Annotated in this window: 22 protein-coding genes and 1 tRNA gene; 2 read left to right on the top strand and 21 right to left on the bottom strand. The window is 35.1% G+C overall.

What is annotated here, in order from left to right; translation table 11 throughout:
- Positions 1-7: 7 nt before the first annotated feature.
- From ACSYTJ_RS03050 to uvrC, 9 genes are all read right to left on the bottom strand, one after another.
- Complete coding sequence (locus tag ACSYTJ_RS03050; RefSeq protein WP_491720089.1) at positions 8-1,177, bottom strand: hydroxymethylglutaryl-CoA synthase; 1,170 nt, start codon at positions 1,175-1,177, stop codon at positions 8-10.
- Between the two features lie 79 nt (positions 1,178-1,256).
- Positions 1,257-1,344 (bottom strand) — tRNA-Ser (locus tag ACSYTJ_RS03045).
- A 64-nt stretch (positions 1,345-1,408) separates the two neighbouring features.
- A complete protein-coding gene (locus ACSYTJ_RS03040; RefSeq protein ID WP_491716154.1) occupies positions 1,409-1,927 on the bottom strand; it encodes an adenine phosphoribosyltransferase in 519 nt (172 codons plus the stop codon).
- Positions 1,928-1,951: 24 nt separating this feature from the next.
- Positions 1,952-4,273, bottom strand: a complete 2,322-nt coding sequence (recJ, locus tag ACSYTJ_RS03035) for a single-stranded-DNA-specific exonuclease RecJ (RefSeq protein ID WP_491720088.1) — start codon at positions 4,271-4,273, stop codon at positions 1,952-1,954.
- An 18-nt stretch (positions 4,274-4,291) separates the two neighbouring features.
- Positions 4,292-4,627: a LapA family protein gene (locus tag ACSYTJ_RS03030; RefSeq protein ID WP_491716152.1), complete on the bottom strand. Its 336-nt coding sequence runs from the start codon at positions 4,625-4,627 to the stop codon at positions 4,292-4,294.
- A 14-nt stretch (positions 4,628-4,641) separates the two neighbouring features.
- Positions 4,642-5,583, bottom strand: coding sequence for a ribonuclease Z (gene rnz / locus ACSYTJ_RS03025; protein ID WP_491716151.1), 942 nt, complete (start codon positions 5,581-5,583; stop codon positions 4,642-4,644).
- Between the two features lie 109 nt (positions 5,584-5,692).
- Positions 5,693-7,588 carry an acyltransferase family protein gene (locus ACSYTJ_RS03020; protein WP_491720087.1) on the bottom strand — a complete coding sequence of 632 codons (1,896 nt, stop codon included), beginning with the start codon at positions 7,586-7,588 and terminating at the stop codon, positions 5,693-5,695.
- 12 nt (positions 7,589-7,600) lie between these two features.
- A complete protein-coding gene (obgE, locus tag ACSYTJ_RS03015) occupies positions 7,601-8,884 on the bottom strand; it encodes a GTPase ObgE (protein ID WP_491720086.1) in 1,284 nt (427 codons plus the stop codon).
- Positions 8,885-8,945: 61 nt separating this feature from the next.
- Positions 8,946-10,748, bottom strand: coding sequence for an excinuclease ABC subunit UvrC (gene uvrC / locus ACSYTJ_RS03010; protein WP_491720085.1), 1,803 nt, complete (start codon positions 10,746-10,748; stop codon positions 8,946-8,948).
- 74 nt (positions 10,749-10,822) lie between these two features.
- Between uvrC and ACSYTJ_RS03005 the strand changes: the two genes are divergently transcribed.
- Complete coding sequence (locus ACSYTJ_RS03005; protein ID WP_491716147.1) at positions 10,823-10,996, top strand: SPJ_0845 family protein; 174 nt, start codon at positions 10,823-10,825, stop codon at positions 10,994-10,996.
- A 35-nt stretch (positions 10,997-11,031) separates the two neighbouring features.
- Here ACSYTJ_RS03005 and yihA read toward each other — a convergent pair whose 3' ends face one another.
- The 7 genes from yihA to rpsO form a co-directional block, all read right to left on the bottom strand.
- Positions 11,032-11,613, bottom strand: coding sequence for a ribosome biogenesis GTP-binding protein YihA/YsxC (gene yihA / locus ACSYTJ_RS03000; protein ID WP_491720084.1), 582 nt, complete (start codon positions 11,611-11,613; stop codon positions 11,032-11,034).
- Between the two features lie 44 nt (positions 11,614-11,657).
- On the bottom strand, positions 11,658-12,902 hold the full coding sequence (gene clpX / locus ACSYTJ_RS02995; protein ID WP_491716145.1) for an ATP-dependent Clp protease ATP-binding subunit ClpX: 1,245 nt from the start codon (positions 12,900-12,902) through the stop codon (positions 11,658-11,660).
- A 136-nt stretch (positions 12,903-13,038) separates the two neighbouring features.
- Entirely contained in the window at positions 13,039-14,355 is a 1,317-nt protein-coding gene (tig, locus tag ACSYTJ_RS02990) for a trigger factor (RefSeq protein WP_491716144.1), read from the bottom strand.
- 246 nt (positions 14,356-14,601) lie between these two features.
- Positions 14,602-15,789 carry an elongation factor Tu gene (gene tuf, locus ACSYTJ_RS02985; RefSeq protein WP_491716143.1) on the bottom strand — a complete coding sequence of 396 codons (1,188 nt, stop codon included), beginning with the start codon at positions 15,787-15,789 and terminating at the stop codon, positions 14,602-14,604.
- A gap of 217 nt (positions 15,790-16,006) precedes the next feature.
- Positions 16,007-16,921: a hypothetical protein gene (locus ACSYTJ_RS02980; protein WP_491720083.1), complete on the bottom strand. Its 915-nt coding sequence runs from the start codon at positions 16,919-16,921 to the stop codon at positions 16,007-16,009.
- Between the two features lie 15 nt (positions 16,922-16,936).
- A complete protein-coding gene (locus ACSYTJ_RS02975; protein ID WP_491716141.1) occupies positions 16,937-18,667 on the bottom strand; it encodes a ribonuclease J in 1,731 nt (576 codons plus the stop codon).
- Positions 18,668-18,806: 139 nt separating this feature from the next.
- Entirely contained in the window at positions 18,807-19,076 is a 270-nt protein-coding gene (gene rpsO / locus ACSYTJ_RS02970; RefSeq protein WP_491716140.1) for a 30S ribosomal protein S15, read from the bottom strand.
- Positions 19,077-19,331: 255 nt separating this feature from the next.
- Here rpsO and rpsT point away from each other — a divergent pair, with 255 nt between their 5' ends.
- A complete protein-coding gene (rpsT, locus tag ACSYTJ_RS02965) occupies positions 19,332-19,586 on the top strand; it encodes a 30S ribosomal protein S20 (protein ID WP_491716139.1) in 255 nt (84 codons plus the stop codon).
- Positions 19,587-19,633: 47 nt separating this feature from the next.
- Here rpsT and ACSYTJ_RS02960 read toward each other — a convergent pair whose 3' ends face one another.
- From ACSYTJ_RS02960 to ACSYTJ_RS02940, 5 genes are all read right to left on the bottom strand, one after another.
- On the bottom strand, positions 19,634-20,959 hold the full coding sequence (locus tag ACSYTJ_RS02960; protein ID WP_491719859.1) for an IS3 family transposase: 1,326 nt from the start codon (positions 20,957-20,959) through the stop codon (positions 19,634-19,636).
- Positions 20,960-21,083: 124 nt separating this feature from the next.
- The gene (holA, locus tag ACSYTJ_RS02955; RefSeq protein ID WP_491720082.1) at positions 21,084-22,097 is read right to left on the bottom strand and encodes a DNA polymerase III subunit delta; all 1,014 of its coding nucleotides are present in this window, start codon (positions 22,095-22,097) and stop codon (positions 21,084-21,086) included.
- A gap of 4 nt (positions 22,098-22,101) precedes the next feature.
- Positions 22,102-24,315 (bottom strand): DNA internalization-related competence protein ComEC/Rec2, encoded by a 2,214-nt coding sequence (locus ACSYTJ_RS02950; RefSeq protein ID WP_491720081.1) that lies wholly within the window; start codon positions 24,313-24,315, stop codon positions 22,102-22,104.
- An 18-nt stretch (positions 24,316-24,333) separates the two neighbouring features.
- Positions 24,334-24,816, bottom strand: a complete 483-nt coding sequence (locus ACSYTJ_RS02945) for a ComE operon protein 2 (RefSeq protein WP_491716136.1) — start codon at positions 24,814-24,816, stop codon at positions 24,334-24,336.
- 27 nt (positions 24,817-24,843) lie between these two features.
- Positions 24,844-25,548 carry a helix-hairpin-helix domain-containing protein gene (locus ACSYTJ_RS02940; RefSeq protein WP_491720080.1) on the bottom strand — a complete coding sequence of 235 codons (705 nt, stop codon included), beginning with the start codon at positions 25,546-25,548 and terminating at the stop codon, positions 24,844-24,846.
- Positions 25,549-25,561: the final 13 nt, after the last annotated feature.

Below are 25,561 nucleotides of genomic sequence, written 5' to 3'. Positions count from 1 at the left end.
TAACTACCTACCTTCTAATTTGATACTGTCTTTGGTCATCCTTAACCCCTAAAAATACATACTTAGCACTATCTTCATTACCATTTAATTTTAAGTTTCCTGCCTTAATTTTTGGCCAGGATTCAAAAATAGCTTCATATTCAGGAACTGATAGTTCACTGCGACCATCAATAAGACGATCCATCTTAGCTTTCCGATTAGCATCAAAAAAACCGTCTTCTAATCTTCCAGTAAAGAATTCACCTTGAGCACCCGAACCATAGCTAAACAATCCAATTAAATCACCAGATTGTAAATCACTATCGTTATCAATTAAAGATAACAAACTTAAGTATAGTGAGCCGGTATAAAGATTCCCTACACGCTTATTATACATGCTTCCAAAATCAAATGCTGATTTTAATGCGACCTGCTTTGCGCTAGTAGCTTCTGGTAATACTGCCCGAAGCCCCTTAATTCCCATTTTAGGATATGGCAAATGAAAAATCATCGCTGTTAAATCATCAATTTTAAGCCCCGTCTTGTTTTTATACTGTCGCCATGTTTCCTTAAAAAAGTCAACATAAACATCATTTGAATAATGACCATCTACGATCGCCTCGGTAGTGTAAAGGGGCCGCCAAAAGTCCATAATATCCTGGGAATAAAATGTACTTACTCCATCAAAAGAAATAATTTGTGGATCAGCTGCAATAATCATTGCAACTGCTCCACCACCTTGGGTAACTTCTCCTGGGGTATTTAATCCATACCTAGCAATATCAGCACCAATTACTAATGCTTTTTTATCTGGATGCAATTCGATATAATCACGTGCCATCTGAAGACCAGCGGTAGCTCCATAACAAGCTTGTTTAATCTCAAAAGCGCGCGCATTGGGGTTTAATTTCAGTAAATTTTGAAGGTAGATTGCTGCTGACTTAGAGTTATCAACCCCCGTTTCAGTCCCAAAAATAATTAAATCGATTTGAGAACGAACATCGTCATTAATAATATCAAAAGCTGCGTTCGCAGCCATCGTAACCACGTCTTGAGTATTGGGAATCACGGATTGTTCCTGTTGTCCAATTCCAATTAGGTACTTATTAGGATCTTCGTTGCGTGATAATGCTAGTTTGCTCATCGATAAATACATCCCAGGGGTGTAAAAATTAATCGCATCAATTCCGACTTTCACTTTAAAACCTCATTCCATATTTCTAAACTAATATTTTTCAAATAAAAAAACATGCCTGTAATAGACATGTTTTTTGATAAGGAGAGTACAGGAGTCGAACCTGCCCGCCGAGATTAATCGGTTCGTCGGATTTCGAGTCCGATGCATTACCGCTCTGCCAACTCTCCAAAAGCGCATAATGATATTATATCAATTTCGAAAAAAATTGTAAATACCATTATTGCTTTAATTTTAATACTTCATAAGACTCAACATGTCATAGCCCTTGATTTTATCACGACCGTGCAAATCAGCTAATTCAATTAAAAAGGCAGTTCCAACAACTATTCCACCTAGATCTTCAACTAATTCAATCGTTGCGCTAATGGTGCCACCAGTTGCCAATAAATCATCAGTGACTAAGACTCGTTGACCTTTCTTAATAGCCCCTTCATGAAGATATAGTGACGATTCACCATATTCAAGGCCATACGAAGCTTTAACTGTCTTACCGGGTAGTTTGCCCTTCTTTCTAGCTGGTGCAAACCCAATTCCCAAATCATATGCAACAGGACAACCAACAATAAAGCCCCGCGCCTCAGGTCCAACAACCATATCTACCTTCTTATCGCGAGCATATTGAACGATTTCATCGGTGGCTTGCTTGTAGGCCTGACCATCTTCTAACAGTGGTGAAATATCCCGAAATACAATGCCCTTTTCTGGAAAATCGTTATAAGACGCGATATAGTCATTTAAATTTAACGCCATGCAAAAATCTCCTCCTTGCTACTACTAACCCATTAAATCATTAAACATTGCAATTAAGTTTGCAGAATTAGGTAATAATAATTGTTTTTCTAGTGCTAATTGTAACTCACGATTACGATAAGCTTCAGTAGATTTTAAATCCTGTTTTTGTAAATTCGAATTCATTGATAAGATTCCATTGTTAATGGAAACAAACTGAAGTTCTTGGAACACTTTAATCATAAAAATAACTAGGTTTCGATCAATTCCCAGTTGAGCAGCAATCTGATTTAAAGATTGGTTAATATTAAAAGCAGGACTACCACTTAACATTTTAAATAATGCCCCAAAATATTCACGAGTTGGGAATCCACTTTCATAAACAAAATGTTGTTTAAATAAGTATAATACCACTTGATTGTTATCAAAGTATTTAATAACATGTTTTAATTCATCAATCGTATCAGGAAAATCAACAATTATAATCAAATCAGCAAGCTTTTCTTTAGACAAGTCATTATACCAAATGATATTACTTTTTTCATTAATGTATGGTTCCAGTTCCTTCACAAACCGCTTATTAAACAAAACATAGGTTCCGTTTAGTTTTAACATTTTTGGATTTAAGTTTCTAGAACGTTGATCGATAATTTCGACTCCGCTAGACTTTAAATCCTTGACCATTAATTGCAATGAACTAACGTTGTTCCAGGTATTCATTTCGATAGTTGCAACGACATCAATCGAACTAGAGTTAGATTGAATCGAGTTCATTTTACTGCCCATTCCAAATGCAACTGCCTTGATCCGATTTTGATTCCCGTTAGCTGAAAACCTAAGATGAGCGTTCTGGTTTCCCATCGTTTGCAAATTATTAACCAGTTTAGGTCTAATTTCAAATAGGGGTTGAGGATTATCGGTTCCATATGGAGCAAGCTGACTTAATGATTCATAAAGCAAATCATCCACTTGGTCAACACTAATTTTAGCATCGACTTTCAAACCTGGTTTCTCATTTTTTTCATTCCCTGACAGTTTGAAGTTTTTTTCAAATTCATCAGCAAGCTCGGACAAATTATCTTTTTTTATGGATAGCCCCACTGCCATATCATGCCCACCAAATTTAAGCATCAAATCCTTTGCTGGCTCAAGTGCCGCGAATAAATTAAAGTCCTCAATGCTTCTTCCAGATCCCTTGGCAATCCCAGTTTTAGAATCAATTCCTAGAACCAAGGTTGGTTTATGATACTTATCAACTAATTTGCTGGCTACGATTCCAACAACGCCCTCATGCCAACCATCTCCGGCAACAACAATTGTATTACGATCCTGATTGCCTGATCGATCAAGTTGATCGCAAGCAGCTTTAAAAATGTCAGTCACCAATTTACGACGTTCAATGTTCAGATGCTCTGTTTGTTCGGCTAGCTTATTGGCTACATCATCATCTAACGTTGTCAATAATTCCACCCCAACGTTAGCATCATCCATTCTGCCCAATGCATTCAGCCGAGGAGCAATTCCAAATCCAATACTATGTTCATTAATCGGTTTATCAAGTAATTTTGCATTTTCAAGTATTTTTAGTAGTCCTGGGCGTTGTGTATCTTGAATTGCTTTAACGCCAAACTTAGTTAGAACGCGATTTTCACCGGTTAAGGAAACTAAATCGGCAATTGTTCCAATGGTTACTAAATCTAAAAACTCTTGTGGAATTTCATCTAATAAAGCCGAAGCTACCTTAAATGCAACCCCTGCCCCAGAAAAATAACCAAATGGGTACTGCGCACCAGGATATCTAGCATGAACAACTGCATAGGCATCAGGAACCCCTTGCTTAGGAATTTCATGATGATCTGTAATAATAACGTCACAGCCATGTTGGTTAGCAAAATCAACGGGTTCAAATCCAGTTACACCATTATCAACCGTAATGATCAATTTGGTCCCATCATCAATAATTTTAGTGAATGCATCTAAATTAGGACCATATCCATCGCTAAATCGATTGGGAACATAGTAGTTAACATCCGCTCCAATTTCAGATAATGTTTCATACATAATTGCGGTACTAGTTAATCCATCAGCATCATAATCTCCATAGATGGTAATTTTTTCACCATCTTCAATGGCCTTAGTAATCCGTTCGACCGCTTTTTCCATATCATGGAATAAAAATGGATCGCCAAGTTCCTCAGCACTTGGATTTAAAAAATGCTTAACATCATCAACGTTCTTATAACCCCGTTCAAAAAGAATTTTAGCAACGATGGGGCTTAATTTTAATTCCTTGGCAATTTTATCAACATCACCGATATTAGTAGCATCAAATTTAGCAACTTTCCAATTATATTTTGAATTAATCATTTAATACCTCATTATTAATTATTCGGGCTTATTACGATTTAAATTTTCTTGCTTATTCTCATTTTTCAATTTGGCTTTTAATTCAGTTAATTGTTTGTTCAATTGATTAACTTTTGCATCATTTTCTTGATTCAATTTTTTAATATCACGACTTTTGGTAACAGAAGAGGTCGTTGTAAGTAAGAAGCTAACTAGTGCTCCAATTAAAATCCAAAGGATTAACATCACGATCATAGGCAATTTTAGTGTTCCAAAACCGAAGTTGATTGCAACCGATTGAACGTTTAAAAGAGCAAATATCACAATTATTAAAGCTAGAACGATTATTGAAATCATTTTCACTTGTTTTTTCATTATAATCATCTTCCTTAAATAGTTTGGTTTTTATCAAATGGAACATCAACAACATCAAAATCTTTAACAACATCCGTATTTTTAAAGATTGCTCTAGCCTGTTTTTGCAAAATGTTAGCCATTTTACCCGTATAGCGTGAAGAAATATGGGTCAGTAACAATTTTTGTACATTTGCATTCTTCGCTAAAATAGCAGCTTGAACATTAGTTGAATGGTAATAATTACGGGCTAATCCAGCTTCATCCTTAGAGAAAGTGCTTTCATGAACTAGGACATCTGCATTTTTAGCTAATGGTAACGAATTTTGATTTTTTCTAGTATCCCCTAAAATAGTTACAATCCGTCCCTTTTGCGCTTTGCCAATGTAGTCCTTGCCATGAATGATTCTGCCGTCATCCAATTTGACATCTTTTCCCGCTTTAATATTACCATAAATTGGGCCTGAAGGAATATTAGCAGCCTTTAACTTATCAACTAATAGCTCACCAGGATGATCATGTTCTTCAATGCGATATCCAAAGGATTCAATTTGATGATCCAATGTATTCATGTAAACAGTAAATTTATCATCTTCAAATATTTTACCAGGCGTTGTAAGTTCTTGATAAATAATCTTATAAGACAATTTAGTTTTGGAAACCCTTAAGCTAACTTGCACAAACTCTTTAATGCCCCTCGGACCATAAATGGTTAATGGCGTATCTCCACCTTGAAAAGAACGACTGCTAAGTAGGCCAGGCAGTCCAAAGATATGATCACCATGGAGGTGTGTAATAAATATCTTATTAATTTTTCTAGGCTTCAAATTAGAGCGTAAAATTTGTTGCTGAGTTCCTTCCCCAACATCGAAAAGCCATACCGAATTACATTCATCAAGTAAACGTAACGCTGTACAAGAGACATTGCGAAACTTACCAGGGACACCTGAACCTGTGCCCAAAAATTCAATTTGCATATTATTTCCTCTTATCTGTTAAAAATTACAATATTAACATTGTAGCATATCATTATGAGTTGAATCTCATAATCAAGGCAAAAAATGCTTAGGAATCTCCTAAGCATTTTTATTTAAGAATTGTTTTCGCGATTAAACTAACGTATTTAACATTTCCGTCTGGATTAGGATGAACATGATCATCCCAGAACCATTGATTTTGATTTTCACTTGCTTGATGCCAATCAATAACATGGAAATTATTATATTTTGTGGCCGCTTTCGCGATTACATCATTAACCTGTCCTTCCCAATAACGAGTAGGAACATGCACGTTAATCCAATAGATTTGATGATTGGGACCAATGTCATTAATAACTTGATCCAGTTGAGCAGGAGTCATCGGACTATTCGTACCCAGGTTTAACAACACATTGGGTGACAATGCATTACTATTCTTCAATTGGTTGATTACATCTGGAGTTTGCCAAATTTGACGCCCCACTTGAGCTGAAATATAAGCATTGGGGAACACCTTTTGTAAATCACTAGCAGTATCAGCCATAATCGAATCACCAACTGCAGTAATCGGAAATTGTTTTGCCTTTAATAACTGCTCAGGCGTAAGGCTAAATTGTTTTGCCAAGTTTTTATCAGCAGTGCTGAGTTTAACCACTTTAATCGTTTCTGAGGCCATTGATGCCTTTTTCTTTTCCTGTTGCTTAATGATTTTTTGATTTTTCTTTTGAAACGCTTTTTGATTAGCAACAATATCCCTTTTTAAATTATCAGAATCCGCCTGACTATAATTGGGGTGAAATGCTCCATATCCACAAATAAACATTAATATCAATACTGGAAATGCAATAAAACGCTTAAATCCAAATCGTGATTTAATTTTAAATAATTCAACTAAGTGTGATTTCAACATTTTAAAATCAAAATGCCGAATTGGTCTTTCTATAAATCGATATGATAACTCACTGATAATAAATATGATTATGATCTCTATCAAAGCGTTTAAAACGGGATGCGCTCCAATACTCATTACGCGAGATTCATAAAAAATCATTACTGGAAATTGATATAAATAAATTCCATAACTTCTAGTCCCAATCCAGCTAAAAAGTCGGTTAGTTAGCAATTGATTGATATTTCCACTCGGGTGAACACAAGTAGCAACTAATAACATCGTTAGAATAGAAATGACTAGCATTCCCCAATTATAAGTAGCGCTACTTTGCCCTGATAATGTAAACAACAGCCAAACGATACCAATTAATGATCCAATACCAATTAAGTTCAGTAAAAATTTTAAAAACGACGAGAGCTGCTTAGATAGCTTTGCAGAAGGCCAAATAATGGCCAAAGAAACCCCGAATAAGATTGAAAACATTCTAGTGTCAGTCCCGTAATAGACCCGATTAATATTATTAACGCTATGGTAAACGTAGGTCATCCAAACTGCCGATCCAAATGAAAACGAAAATAGTAATAAGGCAATCTTCGTTCTTGATCTAATCAACATTAATAAAATTACCAATGCAATTGGCCATACTAAATAATACTGTGCCTCAATCGATAAAGACCACAGGTGTGTAAAAGGTGATTCACCTTGAAAACGATCAAAGTAGCTCTGTCCATGACCAATTTCCCACCAATTATATAGATACAATAAATTGGTCCAAATCGTCACTCCCAAGTCCTTTAATAACGTTCTTTGAAAGAGAGTAATGTAAGCTCCAGTTCCAATTACCATTGTAAATAGCGCTGGATATAGTCGCCTTAACCTTCTGTAATAAAAATTAAATAGATTAATTTGGCCATTTTGCTCCCATTCCTGCATTAATAGATCGGTAATTAGATAACCAGAAACCGTAAAGAAGATTGAAACCCCTAGATATCCACCCTTAATGCTAAAGGGTAATAAATGAAATATAATGACAGCAAATACAGCTATCGCACGAATTCCGTCTAATCCTGTAATATAACGTCGGTTATGCTTTAAATGATTATTATTTTGCATTTTAGAGTGCCCCTAAACTTCATAAATAAATGAGAAATCTAAAATATTAACAGTATCGCCATTCTTGGCACCACTATCCCTTAATGCATCGTCAACGCCCATTCCGCGTAGTTGACGTGCAAATCTAAGCATTGATTGTTCATGGGTCGTATCAGTCATTTGGAATAGTTTTTCTAAGCGGTTCCCAGATAACGTCCAACTACCATCTTCTTCATGGGTAATGGTAAACGGAGCATCATCAAGATCAGATTGGATTGAAACTTCCTCTTCAACATCTGTAATTGGAAACTTAGGGGTCTCATCCAATAGGTCAGCAGTGGCACCAATTAATTCCTTCAAACCGCTATGCGTAATAGAAGAAATTGCAATAATGCGTCTTTGATTGCCTTCGCTATCAATTTGATTGGTAAATTGCTTTAGGTTTGCTTCTGCATCTGGCATATCCATCTTAGTGGCAACGATAATCTGAGGCCGTAAAAGTAAGTTTTCATCGTATTTGGAAATTTCTTGGTTGATTTTTTGATAATCAACAAACGGGTCACGGCCTTCAACACCACTCATATCAACTAAGTGTAAGATAACTCGCGTCCGTTCGACGTGCCGTAAGAATTGAAACCCGAGCCCCGTACCAGCAGAAGCCCCTTCAATCAAACCAGGTAAATCGGCAATTACAAAGTCCCGACCATCATTTAACCTTACCATTCCTAAGTTAGGAACCAGCGTCGTAAAGTGATAATCCGCTACTTTGGGTTTAGAACTAGTTATTGCAGAGAGTAGAGTCGACTTTCCAACGGATGGAAAACCAACCAAACCAACATCGGCAAGTAATTTTAATTCTAAACGAACGCTAAAACCCTCACCTGGTTCACCGTTTTCAGCAATTTCTGGAGCAGAATTTCTAGCAGAGGCAAAGTGCACGTTTCCGCGACCACCACGGCCACCGTTAGCAACGATAAATTGATCCCCAGGATTAACTAAATCGCAAATTAAGCGGTTAGTATCATCATTATAAATACTAGTTCCCTCAGGAACATTGATTACTAGGTCATCTCCGCTTCTTCCAGTCATTTTTTTGCTACCACCGTTATTTCCATTAGCAGCCTTAAACTTTTGGCTATAATGAAAATCCATGAGTGTGCTCATCCCACTGTCAACTTTAAACACAACGTTACCGCCATGTCCACCATCTCCTCCAGCAGGTCCTCCATTGGGTACATATTTTTCACGTCGCCACCCGACAACGCCGTCGCCACCCTTTCCGGCTTGGACATTAATTTTAACTTGATCTACAAACAATTTTATTCTCCTAATCCTTATTAATTATATTATTAATTATATTATAAGTTCCTAATGATAGCTAATTTTTATTGGATTCTGATGGGGCCTTATTTAAACTAAATTTAATTGTTTGAGCAACGGTACTCGAAATTCCTAACGCTGTAATTTCATCAGCACTAGCGGTTTCGATATTTTTCATTGAGCCAAAATGACGCAGCAATTTATTTCTGGTCTTAGGGCCAACCCCCTTGATTCCATCAAGGCGTGAGCTTAACGAGTGCTTAGTATGGACCTGACGGTGGAAACTAATTGCAAACCGATGCACCTCATCTTGCACCCTTTGAACTAAATAAAAAGCTTGACTCTTGGGATTCAAATTTAATGGTTGATCAGCATTCCCAAATAAAATATCGGCAGTTTTATGCTTGGTGTTTTTTACCATTCCTGCAACTGGGATGTTTAAATTCAACTCATTTACCAACACGTCCTTAACTGCGTTCATCTGAATTTCGCCACCATCCATCAATATTAAATCAGGAAGGGATGCATGCTCTTTTAATAATCTAGAATAACGTCTTCTAATTACTTCCTTGGTACTTGCGGTTTCATCAGCATGGTCCACAGTTGTTAATTTATATTTACGATATAATTTACGATTGGGTTGCCCATCTTCAAATACTACCATTGCAGAAACTAGATCGGTCCCCTGAATGTGAGAATGATCGAAAGCTTCAATTCTATGCCCTCTAGGAATACCTAACGCATCAGTTAGCTCATTCATCGCACCAGTGGTTTTCAACTGATCTAATTCAATTAGTCTAAATTTTTCATCTAGTACTAATTTAGAATTTTTACCAGCCATTTCTAACAGGGCTCTTTTTTGCCCGCGTTGGGGAGTTCTAACGGGAACCCCTAACACCTTACTCAAAACAGATTTTGGTAAGTCTGTAGGGACTAAGATTTCTTTTGGTAGCGGCTGATCACGCTTTTGATAAAATTGAACAATAAAGCTGGTCATTTCTTCAGTGGCTGAACTTACAACTGGAAAAACCCGCTTTACTCGTTTCATTAACCGTGCTTGCCGAATAAAAAAGATTTGGATTGAAATCCAACCCTTATTAAAGTAAAAATTAAATACATCCCGTGGCGTTGTATCTTGTGAAATAATCTTTTGCTTTTCAACCGTCACTTCAATGTACTTAAGTTGATCTCTTAAATCTGCTGCTCGCTCAAATTCTAGGTTATCGGCCGCTTCATGCATTTTTTGAGTTAATACTTTCTTAGCAACGGTAACGTTGCCATTCAAAAATGATTTAATTTTTTTAATTTGTTTTTCATACTCTTCTTTAGGAACCGTCTTAAAGCAAGCACCTAGGCACTGTCCCATATGATAGTAAAGACAGGGACGATGTTGAAAACCATTACAACGTCTTAACGGATACATTTTTTGCAAAAAGTTCAACGTTTCATCAGCAGCATAGACATTCGGATAAGGGCCAAAATAATATCCACCGTCGTTTTTAACTGCATTTACGATCATTAATCGTGGATCCCGTTCATTCGTAATCTTAATGTATGGATAGCCGTTATTTCCCTGCTTTAATTGAATATTAAAGTAAGGCCGATGCTTTTGAATCAAGGTAATTTCGAGAAGAAAAGCCTCTTTATCGGTTGCAGTAATAATCGTCTCAAAATCACGAATTGTAGATACTAACTTGGCTGTTTTTCCAGTATGACTACTTTTAAAATAAGAACGCACTCGATTTTTTAAATTTTTAGCCTTTCCTACATAAATAATATGACCATTTTTATCCTTCATTAGATAACATCCAGGTAAATCAGGCAATAGTTTTAATTTGTTTTCAATATGTTCAGTTGCCAACTTATCACTTCCTTTGATGACAAATAAATCATTTTCTGCTATTATGAAATAAAATAAAGGCAGGAGATGTAATTATGGGATTAAAAATTAATTTACAAAATGACTTAGATAAAATGCTTGGTAAATTTGCTCAAATTGACCCTAAGGACAATGAAAGAGATAAATTCATGAAAAAGGCTGAGAAGAAGAGTCAAGACAAGGGTAATAATAAGACCAAAATTCTTTCACAAGATAAAACTGATAAATAAGTATATTAATAGCCCTCACAAGTGAGAGCTATTTTTTAGTTAACTTGTTTTTCAATCCAGTCCCAAATTTGATCCTTACCTTGTTTGGTTTTGGCTGAAAACATAATCAATTCCTGATCATCAACGTTAATCGCCTTATGAATCATACTGGATTGCTTATTCCATTTACCACCAGCAATTTTATCCATTTTAGTAGCAACAACTAGCCTTGGAATATCAAAATAATCTAACCATTCGGCCATTTGACGATCATCTTGAGTTAAATCATGCCGACCATCAATTAGTAAAATAACTCCTTTTAGTTGGGGGCGCTTAGTTAAATACGTTTCAATCATCGTTCCCCATTTTTCACGTTCAGATTTTGATACTCGCGCATAGCCGTATCCTGGGACATCAACAAAGTAAAGCGCATCTTCAACCTCATAAAAATTTAAAGTTTGGGTCTTACCGGGTTGATTAGAAGTATGTGCATAATTCTTGCGGTTAATCAAGGTATTCGTTAGTGAAGATTTACCAACGTTTGAGCGGCCAACCAAGGCAATTTCTGGATACCCTGTCTTTGGGTATTGGCTTGGACTAACTGCACTGATCAATAAATTAACGTTATGAACATCCATGTTTTTTCTCCTTAAAAAAAGCAGGTAAGCACCTGCTTTTTAATTTATTTAGATTCTGCTTTTAAAACTAGCTTTGGATCAGCATGTTCTGTAACTGAGTCCTTTGTAACAACGACCTTATCAACATCATCGCGACTAGGTACTTCATACATAATATTTTCCATTACACTTTCAATAATTGAGCGTAACCCACGAGCACCAGTATCACGATCAATTGCTAGCTTAGCCATTGCCTTCAAGGCACCATCTTCGAAATCTAATTGCACACCATCTAATTCAAGCAATTTTTGATATTGCTTAACAAGCGCGTTCTTAGGTTCAGTAAGTACCCGAACTAAATCAGCTTCAGTCAATTTATTCAAGGCAGTGAGAATTGGCAAACGACCAATAAATTCAGGAATTAACCCAAACTTAAGTAGGTCTTCTGTAATAACGTGTTGCATAATATCATTATCATCCATATCAGCTAACTCATTATCATCAGTTCCAAACCCAATGGTTTTCTTTCCTAACCGATCTTTAACGATATTTTCAATTCCATCAAACGCCCCACCAACAATGAACAAAATGTTAGTAGTATCCACTTGAATGAATTTTTGTTGTGGATTCTTGCGGCCGCCTTCAGGTGGAACGTTAGCAACGGTTCCTTCTAGGATCTTCAATAGCGATTGTTGAACCCCTTCACCTGAAACATCACGAGTAATTGAAACGTTTTCAGACTTCTTAGCAATCTTATCAATTTCATCAATGTAGATAATTCCCTTTTGGGCTCTTTCCACATCAAAATCAGCATTTTGTAATAGCTTGAGTAAGATATTTTCAACGTCTTCACCTACATACCCAGCTTGAGTTAACGTCGTTGCATCTGCAATCGCAAATGGAACGTTCAAAATTCGAGCTAGGGTTTGGGCTAAGTAAGTTTTCCCTGAACCAGTTGGTCCAATCATTGCAATATTACTCTTTTGTAATTCAGTATCGCCAGGCTTATTAGTAGCCATGCTCTTAATCCGCTTATAATGGTTGTAAACAGCCACTGACAGCGTCTTTTTAGCTTCATTTTGGCCAATTACATATTGGTTAAGCTTATCAACAATTTCAGCTGGGGTCAGTGACTTAATTTCACCGCCACGTGATTCTTGAGCTAATTCTTCATCAACAATTTGTTTACACAGATCAATACATTCATTACAAATATAAACACCAGGTCCAGCAACAATCTTTTGAACTTGATCCTGTGATTTCCCGCAGAAGGAACAGATTACTGGTCCTTTATCATCATCTTCAAACAAATGTATGCACCTCACATTTTCGTTTTATAAACTTCAGTTCCAACACTATAGCATAAATTACATCGTAGTTAAAACGATTAGCTTATAATAAAAAACCAGCTAGCCTAGATGCCAACTGGTTTTTTATCAAGAAATATTATTCTTCGCTATCGCTTTTCTTGCTAGCAGGCTTATCTTGCTTTGCACTATCAGTAATTAACTTAACAGCACTTTGAATTGCAATATCATGCTTGAGCATATCTTCTGATAAAGCACTCTTAATTGCGTCTTCCTTCATGCCGTATTGTTTAGCTAAAGTAGCAATTTCTTCTTTAACTTCGTCATCTGTTGGTTTGATGTTTTCAGATTCAACAATTGCTTCAAGAACAAGGTTAGTCTTTACACGACGACTAGCGCCATCAGCAAATTGCTTCTTAAGATCTTCCTTGCTTGTCCCAGTAAGTTGGAAGTACATTTGTGCATTAATTCCTTGTTGTTGCATATTTGCAAGGTATTGATCCATTTGGCGTTCAGTGTCTTCATCGATCATTGCTTGAGGAATTTCCTTAACTTCAGCATTATCAACAGCACCACTGATTGCTTCATCTTCAATGTTGTTCTTTGCTTCAGTTTCCTTTTCTTCCTTAAGTTGATCCTTTACCTTATCCTTTAATTCATCAAGACTATCAACATCTTCATCAACATCCTTGGCGAATTCATCATCAAGTTTTGGTAATTGCTTTTCCTTTACTTCATGAATCTTAACCTTGAAAGTAGCCTTCTTGCCTTCTAGTTCCTTTGCTTGGTAATTTTCAGGGAAGGTAACATCAACATCGATTTCATCACCAGCTTTGTGACCAACTAATTGATCTTCAAAGTTATCAATAAATGAGTGTGAACCTAATTCTAATGAGTAGTTGTTAGCTTGACCACCATCAAATGGCTTACCATCAACGTAACCATCAAAATCAATAATTACAGTGTCGCCTTCTGCAGCTGGCTTATCATCTTTAAGAACCAATTCAGCTTGTGATTGACGCTTCTTTTCGATTGCTGCATCAATATCCTTTTTGTATACCCGAGTATTTTGTTTTTCAACAGAAATGCCCTTGTATTCACCAAGCTTAACTTCAGGTTTTACAGTAACAACAGCCTTTAAGACCCATGGCTTACCCTTTTCAAGTGATTCTACGTTCACTTCTGGTTGAGCAACTGGTTCGATGCCAGCTTCTTCAACAGCATTACTATAAGCTTCTGGAAGTAAAATGTTTAAAGCATCTTGATATAGTGATTCTTCACCGTACATTTCGTTAAAGATTTGACGTGAAACCTTTCCCTTACGGAATCCAGGAATATTAATATTCTTTTTATTCTTTTGGAAAGCTTTATCCAAACCTTCCTTGATTTTATCAGCACCAATTTCGAAAGTTAATTCACCATCATTAGTACCCTTTTTTTCCCATTTTGCAGACATTCTTTTCCCTCCGACATGAAAAATATTTATTATTAATTTATTTGATCATAATCAAATAACTTCGTTAAACTACTAATCAATTAGATTAACTAGTCCTTAATAACTACATATGAAATTATACCATCTTAGCCAAAATCAAGCAATCAAAGCATCTAAATGATATTGATATTATTAAGATTTTCTATTAAATAAAAAAAAGGTTTGAAGCATAAAGCTTCAAACCTTTTAAATGTTATTATCTAAAAATTAGTCATCAATTTCAGAAACAACACCGGCACCAACAGTGTGACCACCTTCACGGATGGTAAACTTAGTACCTTGTTCAATGGCAACTGGCTTAGTTAAGTCCACGTGGAAAGTAACGTTATCACCAGGCATAACCATTTCAACACCGTCTTCTAGTTCGATAACACCAGTAACATCAGTGGTGTGGAAGTAGAATTGTGGACGGTAGTTTGAGAAGAATGGAGTATGACGTCCACCTTCTTCTTTACTCAAGATGTAAACTTGACCAGTAAACTTCTTGTGAGTCTTGATTGAACCTGGAGCAGCAAGAACTTGTCCACGAACAACTTGGTCACGGTCAACACCACGAAGTAATACCCCAACGTTATCTCCGGCTTCCCCTTCGTCAAGAGTCTTACGGAACATTTCAAGTCCAGTAACAGTAGACTTCAATGCTTCGTCAGTAAGACCAACGATTTCAACTGGGTCACCAACACCGATCTTACCACGGTCGATACGACCAGAAGCAACAGTACCACGACCAGTGATTGAGAATACGTCTTCAACAGGCATTAAGAATGGCTTGCTGTCATCACGTTCTGGAGTTGGAACATATTCATCAACGATGTCCATTAACTTCAAGATAACTTTTTCTTGTTCTTCGTCACCTTGTAAAGCCTTAAGAGCTGAACCACGAACAACAGGAATATCGTCACCAGGGTAATCGTATTCTGAAAGTAATTCACGAACTTCCATTTCAACCAAGTCAACTAATTCGTCATCATCAACTAAATCAGTCTTGTTTAAGAATACAACGATGTATTCAACACCAACTTGGCGAGCAAGAAGGATGTGTTCACGAGTTTGTGGCATAGGACCATCAGTTGCAGCAACAACTAAGATCGCACCATCCATTTGAGCAGCACCAGTGATCATGTTCTTGATGTAATCAGCATGTCCTGGAGCATCAACGTGAGCATAGTGACGCTTTTCAGTTTCGTATTCAACGTGGGCAGTGTTGATCGTGATACCACGTTCACGTTCTTCTGGGGCTGCATCGATATCAGCGTAATCTTCAGCCTTTGCTAAACCTCTATCAGCTAAAACCTTAGTGATAGCTGCAGTTAAAGTAGTCTTACCATGATCAATATGGCCAATAGTACCAATATTTACATGGGGTTTTGTTCTTTCATAATGTTCTTTTGCCATTAATGAAACCTCCTGTTATTTTCGAAAGACTAGTATCGCGAGATTGCGATACATCTTTTAGTATTATTATACTACATCTTCTCAAAAATACAAAGTTGTATCGCTCTCAAGAAGAATATCCTCTAATATTATATCTATTGCTCTATTATTTGTAAACACCTAAATATAAATATTTTCGACAGTTTAGATTAAATCAACTTTTGATTTAATTGTCAAGTCATTTTATTGAATCAATTATTTTAAGTAACTTAATTTGCCAATTATAAGCTATTTTTGTGTCTTCGCCACATTGATTAAGATCAATTAACTTCCCACACTGAAGTTGATAAGCAACATCAACCCAAAGTGCATAATTTTTAATAACAATGTCATTAAATGGGTATAGATAAGCTAAGAATAAATTAAAGGTCTTTATCATGTTTTCATAAACCGTTGGCGCAGTTTGTCCAAAACGGTCTTCCAGTACTTTAAAAATGCCAATGGCACTTTTAGTCTTGATCAATGGTAATAAATTTCGACAGTCTACTAAGTGAGTTTGGCCATCAATCCATTTAATTTCAATCTGCCTTGAAACGCCTAATTCACGGAACACGTCTAACAAATCAAAACGAATTGCTGGGTACAAAAACGGATCAGATAATGCCCCAATTCCCCCATCAATATACTTTTTAACGGGTAAATTCATGGCATTAGTAATTATTCTTTGTTGATCAACTATCTTTTTTGCACCAATATGATATAAATCACTTACTAATTGATTAATTTCATCAGAATTACTAACTAAGGCATCGTTTACTAGCTTATCAAAGTCATTTTGTAATTCTTTCTTAAAATTAAAGTCTTTTACTGAATTAATTAATATCTGTCCCTGAATAAAATTATGGTTCAAGCCAAAAATCTTTATCATTAATTTAAAATCAGCTTGTGAGTCCTGATAATCATTAATTTTTTCTAACAAATATTCTTTTGCTTGTAAATAATCACCAGCATCGACTAAGGCATTCACTAACAATTGGTTGGCCTTTTTAGATGGATCATTTTCATAAATTTTTTTTAAATCAGAAACCGCAATCGAATAATGATGAGCATCTAAATTTTGATAGATTGTTTGCCATAATTCATCGTAGTTCAAAGTCTAATTCACTTCCTAATTTTTCTCTTTTGAATTATTAGGCTTCTTACCACCCTTATGTCCCTTATGGTGTTGATGAACTTCCATGATCACTGGTAAAATAACCGGACGCCGCTTCGTTTTATCAAATAAAAACGAACTTAATTTATCACGAACATCTTGTTTTAGATGACCCCAATCAAATTCCTTATTATCTAAATTATATTGAACAGCATCATAAACAATCTTAGAAGCCTCGTTCATAAGGGTCTTATTAGCTTTAACATAGATAAATCCACGAGAAGTTATCTTAGGTTGAGCAATCACCGTTTTCTTTTTCCGATTAATAGTAACTACGACCACAAAAATTCCATCTTCAGATAGGACTTTTCGATCTCGCAAAACAATATTTCCAATGTCTCCAACACCAATTCCATCAATCATGATATCACCAGCATCAACACTGCTTGCACGTAGCATTTTATTGCCATCATATTCTAAAACATCCCCCTTTGCAGGAATGAAAATATGATCACTTGGAAAACCAACTTCTTCAGCAACCATTGAATGTGCTTCTAGCATCCGATACTCTCCTTGAACAGGAATTAGATATTTAGGTTTCAAAATATTGAGCATGAATTGAAGATCCTCTTGACTAGCATCCCCAGACGATTTGATGTCATCTGAAATCATTTTAACCTCTGCGTTTGCTCTATAGATCATGTCACGAGTTCTAGCTACATTTGTTTCCATTGCTGGAGCTGGAGTCGTCGCGATTAATACTAAATCGCCCTCCCTAACACTAATTGGATTATCAACTGAATTCTTACTAGTCATTCTTTGAAGGGCCTTAATTGGTTCGCCCATCTTTCCAGTTTGTAAAATAACGACTTCAGATGGATCTAATTTTTCTAAATCAGCAACTTTAGAGATCAATAAATCATCTTTGGGGAGTGTTAACTTATCTAATTTAATTGCAGTATTAACAATCTTTTCTAAATTTTGATTAGTAAGAAATACCTTGCGTTCACTTTTAGCCGCTGCGTTAAATACTTGTTGAATTCGTAAAATATTATAAGCTGCACAAGCAACGATGATACGGTTATCATGATATTCAAAGGCATCATCAATGTAATTAGCGATCTTACGTTCATTCGTTCCTGGATTAGGATTTTCAGCATTAGAAGAATCACTCAATAAAGCTAAAACACCACTTCTACCAATATCACCAAGTGCTGCATAATCAGTTTGGTAACCATTGGATGCGGTTTGATCAAACTTAAAATCACCAGTATAGACAATTTTTCCATATTTCGTATCTAATACGATTCCCATTGACTCAGGGATTGAATGGGTAGTCTTGAAAAATGTAACTGTAACGTCATCAAATAGAATTTCACTATCTTCATTAACTACGTTAAAATTATTGAATTTCTTACTTTCTTTATTATCACTAACTAATAACTTAGCAAGTTCAATTGTTAGTTCTGATCCAAAAACAGGAACATTAAATTCGGATAAAAAGTAAGGAAGTGCACCAATTGCATCCGCATGTCCGTGGGTTAAAAATACCCCTACGATTCGATCTTTGTTTTCTCTTAAATAAGTTATATCTGGAATCACAAAGTCGATCCCTAACATTTCGTTTTCTGGGTACTTAAGCCCACAGTCTAAAATATAAATACCGTCATTAATGTCAACGGCATATAAATTTTCGCCATCTTCCCTTACTCCACCAAGTGGAATAATTTTAACCTTTTCCTTCATAGAGTTCACCTCAAAAATATTTTCTTTTATTTACGTTCATAATATCTATGAATTATTTTATCATACTTTAAAACCGAACGTATTATTATGTACAAAAAAAGGGTGTGCTGCAAATAGCAGCCCACCCTTTTTAACAGTATTAACGACGTAGGCCAAGACTGTTAATTAGTTCACGATAACGTTGTACATCCTTGTTACGTAAGTAAGCAATAAGATTACGACGGTGACCAATTTTCTTCATTAATCCACGTTGTGAATGAAAATCCTTCTTGTGTTCCTTCATGTGGTTGTTAATTTCATTAATATCAGCAGTTAAAACAGCGATTTGTACTTCTGCTGAACCAGTGTCACCTTCGTGACGAGCGTACTTCTTGATAATTTCATTTTTATGTGCTTGTGTAAGAGCCATAAAAAATCCCACCTTTCATTGTATATAAACACCTATAACTGAGTAATCACTAGTGAGAAAGTGGAAAACTAAGTCTAGGTTAAAAACTTTTTACTAATTAATCATACTAGATAATTGAATATTAAACAACCCCATTTTAGTCATTTTTTTATGGTAACACTGATTTAAGCAAATACTATTGCAATTAAGATAATGAGTCTGTATAATAAAAAAGTGTTGAATTATGGACATTACTTCGTATTTGGAGGTGAAATCATGCCAGTAATCAAATCCGCTATCAAGCGTGTTAAGACTAATGAAAAAGCAGAAAAACAAAACATTGTACAAAAAAGTGCAATGAGAAATGCTATCAAGAAATTCGAAAAAGCTCAAGCAGCTGGTTCTGATAATCTTGAAGAAACTTTCAAGGCTGCCATTAGCAAGATTGACCACGTTAAATCAAAAGGTTTAATCAAAGCTAATAAAGCTAGCCGTGACAAGTCACGTCTTACTAGACTTTTCAATAAGTAATAAAAAAGCTCTGATCTGACCCCTATAGGTTGGACTAATACTTTTTGCTAGGATATCAATCCCAAATATTGATTTGGTGATTGGTATCCTAGTTTTTCTTTTAATCTATTGTTATTGTAATCCTTAATCCATGTTTTCATCGCATTGATTAAGGATTTTTTGGTATCATAATGCGTATTCATCATTTCAATTTTCATGATATGGAAAAATGATTCCATTTGAGCATTATCTAAACATGTCCCCTTACGGGACATGGACTGAATAGCTTCATATTTGTTTAGTGTTTGAACCCAACTATGACTCTGGTATTGAATTCCTTGATCACTATGCACAATTGAATGCTTAACAGTGTTCTGGATTCTTTTTAGTGCCTGGTTCAACGGCTTTAATGTTAGTTCAACTGTTGGATGGCTGCTAATTCCATATGAAATGATTTTATCAGAATATAAATCCATCACTGGAGAAAGATAAACCCGATGGTTTATATCTTCATTTCCATATCTAAATTCACTTACATCTGTTGTTATCTTCTCTCCAAAATTATTAGATGAAAAATCACCATTTAAAACATTATCAGCAACATGGCCTACTTGGCCATGGTAAGAGTTATATTTACGTTTTCTTTTTCCAAATAGTTGGCACTGTAAACTGTATTTTTGCATAATTCTCTGGACTCTTTTGTGATTAACATGGTATCCATTATTGTTAAATAATGCTGTTATTCTTCTATAACCATAAGCAGGATGATCCTTAACAGCCTTTTTCACCTCAGTATCAAACTCATCATTTATTTTCGAAAGCGAAGCTTTTCTATGATGATAATAACTACTTTTAGGGAATGAAATTGATGATAATATTCTAGAAATTGCAACATCACTAAATTTTTTCACTAATAAATCAATACTTTCGTATTGATTATTAGTGCTTAGTAATTTTTCATAGGATAGTTTAATCGATAAAGCTAAATTTTGCTTTTTTAACAGTTTAATTTGCTTTACAGCGCTATTTGTGAGAACATTCTTTTGATGGGACTTACGTTTATTCATTAAATATAGGCTTCCATTCTCTAATCTCCGTTGCCATGTAAAGATGCTCGACGGAGATGCAATATTAAAATGAAGTGCTGTTTCTGGATACGACTTGTGGTAGAGGTGCATCCATTTCAGCACTTTTAATTTATACATATAAGAATATTCTTGATTATAATGTTTTGCAATAAGCGCTTTTTTACCAAATTTTTTATACGTCTTTACCCACGAGTAGATTGTTGCAACACCCTTAATGCCATATTTATGGTTCAACGTAGTTGATCCAACTCCAGAAAGGTATTCTAAAACAACTTTCAATCTAAATTCATAACTATATTTTGCCAAAATAAAGACCCCCGTATGCTGAACATTTTCTGTCCAACATACGGGGGTCTCTTCACTCAGCTCATGACTGGGTTTTTTTATTACCAAAAAGATTCCATTAGTAAATTGCTAATGGAATCTTTTTTTATGCAAATTTAAGCATGAACATTTCAAATAGTAATTCTGGAGACTCACTGGTACTCTTTAATTGTCTCTCAATATCAGTTAATCCTAAAAAAGCCCGTTTTAGATCTTTAAATTGATAGTTCCTAATGATCTGTAAAGCCAGTTTAACCCGATATGGATGAACCTTTAACTCACTAGCCAATTTACCTTGACTATAACCATAATTTTTAAGAATCATTATCTGAAGTAATAATCGAAATTGACTCAATAGGACTGCATTAATTTGAATTGCAGACTGTCCTTCGACTAATAACTCTTGATACAGTGAAACTGCATTAGTAGTCTGCCGCTTCAAAACCATGTCAACCAATGTAAATATGTTTTGATTTAAAGTCTTGGTAACCAAATTTTTAACAGCTTGACTAGTAATCAACTTATCTTTTTGACAATAGATCATTAGTTTTGAAATATCGATCATAATAGCAGATAACTGACCATCAGTTCTTTGCATTAGTTGATCCATTACATGCGAATCGATTCGATATCCATGTTGTTGCAAAAAATTACCAACATACCTTTTGGTCTCAAATTCATTAATCGCTTGAAGGTCAACACAAACAGCCTGTTTTTTCAACTGTTTGACAACTTTTTTTCGCGAATCTAGTTTTTCATAAGGAGCAATAAATACCAAAATGGTTGAAGAAAGTGGATCATTGATGTATTTTAACAATTCGTCTGTGTCATGATCTATTTTATTTTTATTTTTCTCACCCGTTAAAAAAATAGGGTTATTAATTATGACCATTCTATTCTCACCAAAGAACGGCGCAGACATTGCATCATTCATTGCATCAGCAAGCGGTGTCGTCTCCATATCATAAATAGCGAGATTCATCGTCCGATCATCCTTTGGAATCAAATTGATAAATTGTTTTTTTAATTGCTCCATTAGATATTCTTGTTTTCCAGTAATTAAATAAATGGGGGCTAAATTTCCTTGCTTTATTTGATTACTTGCTTCATAAAAATTCATCAAATCACCTTTTCATGTACGTTTCAAAATGTCCATAATCAAACCCACCAAAGCGGTAGGCAATCATCCCATCCGTTTGTGTGTTATAGATTTTAATTTTTCTTTGCTGTAATTGATTAACTACCTCTGAATGGGGGTGGCCATAGCGATTTTTTCTCCCTGCAGATATAATGACCAATTTCGGCTGAATTTGATTTAAAAATTCAATTGCAGTAGATGTCTTACTTCCATGATGGCCCGCCTTTAAGATATCTGCTCTTAGATTTGGATACTTGTTAATTATCTTTTTTTCACCGTCTTGGTCTAAATCACCAGTAAATAACCAGTTTAAGTTATTAATTCTGCTGCCAATAACTAATGAATCCTCATTTGCTCCCATCCCACTTGTGAATGGATGGTAGATCTGCAATGAATGATTATCAAAAGTGTCCCCATCCTTTGCCAGCATTAGGTTAGTGTTATTCATTTTACCATTCAGTTTATCCATAAAATTTTTATTATTTTGCATCCCAATTGGAATAATTAGATTGTCAATTTTCATTTTACTTAAAAATGCGGGTAAATCTCCACTATGATCAGCATCTTGATGGGTGATAAATAAATTATTAATCCTATCAATTCCAATACTTTTTAGATAGTTAATGGATGTTTTTTCGGCATTAAACTTAGTTTGTACAGCTTGCTTACCAAACATCAATCGTCCCCCAGTATCAATTAAGTCTACAGAACGATTAAATGGTTTACGAATCAAAAAACTATCTCCCTGCCCCACATCAAAATAAACCACTTCCCCATTAATTGGGAAATGAATTAATAAAAAAGATACCCCATAAGTAACAATTAATATCGACCACCATTTACGAGAAGCATTCCCCAATAATACTACTGTAAACAAAAATAATAAAGCTGCTAATAAAATTGGCGGCTTCCCGAATAAAATATTACCAGGCAAATTACCAATCCAATTAATAATGCCATCAAACAGCGCCAAAAAATTAGCAATCCAAAAAGCAACCATGGGGACAACCGTAAAACATAGCATCCCGATAATCACGATTGGAAAAATGATTATTGAAAATAATGGCAAAATAAATAAGTTAGCAAAGAAAGTTAAAAAATGCCACTCGTACACATGAAAGATTACAAATGGAATGCTCAGCATGTTCATTAAAATAGTTTGTTTAAAAAAGCCAAATTTATTAGTAAAAATCAATCCAAATGACAATGCATAGCTCAATTGACTACCGAATTGGATTAGCATTCTAGGAGCTAAAATTAAGTTAATGATAAGAGCAATGCTCCAAATATCTAATCCGCCCAGCTTAAAACTAAAGAATTTAGTGATCAGCCCTGCTTCTACCATTAAAATTGCCCTTAATAAACCCACAGATGAACCAGAAAATATAAAATAAAGCGGCAACACTAACATAATCAGTAGTTGATAGTGATCCCTACGAAACCTTAAATAAATCAAAATCCGTTCAATCATGCTAATAAAATAATAGACGTGTAAACCTGAAATACTAAATAAATGTATCAAACCTAGCTGCTTAATTCCAGTTATCTCGTCATAAACCTCAGAATTCATTTCACCAATAATCAAACTTAATACATATAGATTCAATGGTTTGGGAAGTTGATTAGCGTAATTAATTAATCCTACTCTAAAACTATGAACTGTATCAACTAAGCTAAACCCATCAGACTTACGAATATCAATGATTGACTTAATTTTAATTGAATTACTGATTCCTTGAACTGAATAATAGCGTTTAGCATCAAATTGATTTTGATTCGTTGCCGAATCGAGATCCTTGATCTCCGCTTTAACATTCATCAATAATGGTTTATCCATCTCGATTAAACTCGGGATAGGTGAATTTGAACTTAATGTTCCTGAAAATAAAACCGGTTGATTACTACCAACAATGACTGCTTTTCCATGATAATAATCTGGTAATATATTGAAATCGTCAGGTTGCACTTTCAAAATAAGTTGTTGTTCATTGACAGGTAAAAGCCTATTTTTATCAAGTTGTTTGATGTTAATAACGCAGAGTAAGGTAAAAATAATCCCCGTAACTATAGCAAAGGCAAAGAAAAATGGCTTCTTTAAAAAAAAGATGCGGATTAAAATAAAGATTAAAATTGCCAGTCCTAAAAATAGATTGCCAAAAAAAATAACACTAATCGCAACCCATAGAATGGCAATAAACACAATGTTATTTCTTAAAATTTAATTATCAGATAAATAGGTATCAAAAGGTAATTGTTCTAAAGTTTGCTTAGGTATCTTCACTTGCTGCAATCCAATCTGCTTTAGTTTCAATAGATGCATTGCATATGGATCATTATTGTAATTTCTTAAATAATTAATTTTTACGATTCCCGCTTGTAATAACATTTTAGTACATTGAAGGCATGGAAAATCCGTAACATAAATTTCTGCACCATCTGTTGATTCACCAAATTTAGCACACTGCAAAATGGCGTTCATTTCAGCATGAATAGTTCTAAGACAGTGCCCATCAACCATGTAACATCCCTCATCAGTACAATGAGCATCACCTGCAACGGAGCCATTATAGCCACCTGCAATAATGCGTTTATCACGAACTAAGCTAGCCCCTACAGACAAACGATTACAAGTACTTCGTGTTGACATTAACACGGCTTGTAGCATAAAGTACTGGTCCCATGGAATCCTATTTTCAGTCATTCGAGTTAATCCCCCTGTTAGTTGAAGTTAAACAGTAATGTTTTCTTTTATATTTTCAAACATTTTATCACCAATTCCATCGGCGTTCTTAATATCTTCAATCGATTTAAAACCACCGTTTTGTTGACGATAATTAATAATATTTTCGGCTTTTTTATCGCCAATACCACTTATTGTTTGTAGTTGCACCTTATCAGCAGTATTAATATTAATTTTACCATTACTATTACCCGAATTACTAATTGAATCTGTAGAACTCACCTGATCATTAGCTAATGATTTTGATTTTTCAAGATGGACATTGCCCTTAATTTCACCCTTTAACGGAATATAAACTACCTGTTGATCATTTAAGCGCTGTGCCAAATTAACGTTTTGATGGTCAGCCGACTTACTAAAACCACCTGCTAAATCAACTAATTCAGATACCCTGGTCTCATACTCCACCTTATAAATACCTGGATGTTTTATTGCTCCCTTTATATCAACAATAATTTTACCGCCTGGAGATATTGAAGACTCACTAGTAACTGAATTGCCACTAAATTGAGAACTACTATTCATTGCACTTCCACTAATCATTTCTGATTGCCCGATTTGATTAATATCATCGTTGCTATTTTTGAAATAATTACCACTTAAAAGCATAAAAGCTAAAATAAGCAAAATTACTAAACCAGATAAAATAATTTGATAACGATAAGTATCGATTAATTCCTTAATCCTATCCATCTGCTACCCTCCT

This window comes from Nicoliella sp. ESL1113 (assembly GCF_058509245.1).
This window is presented reverse-complemented; position numbering and strand designations above follow the sequence as displayed.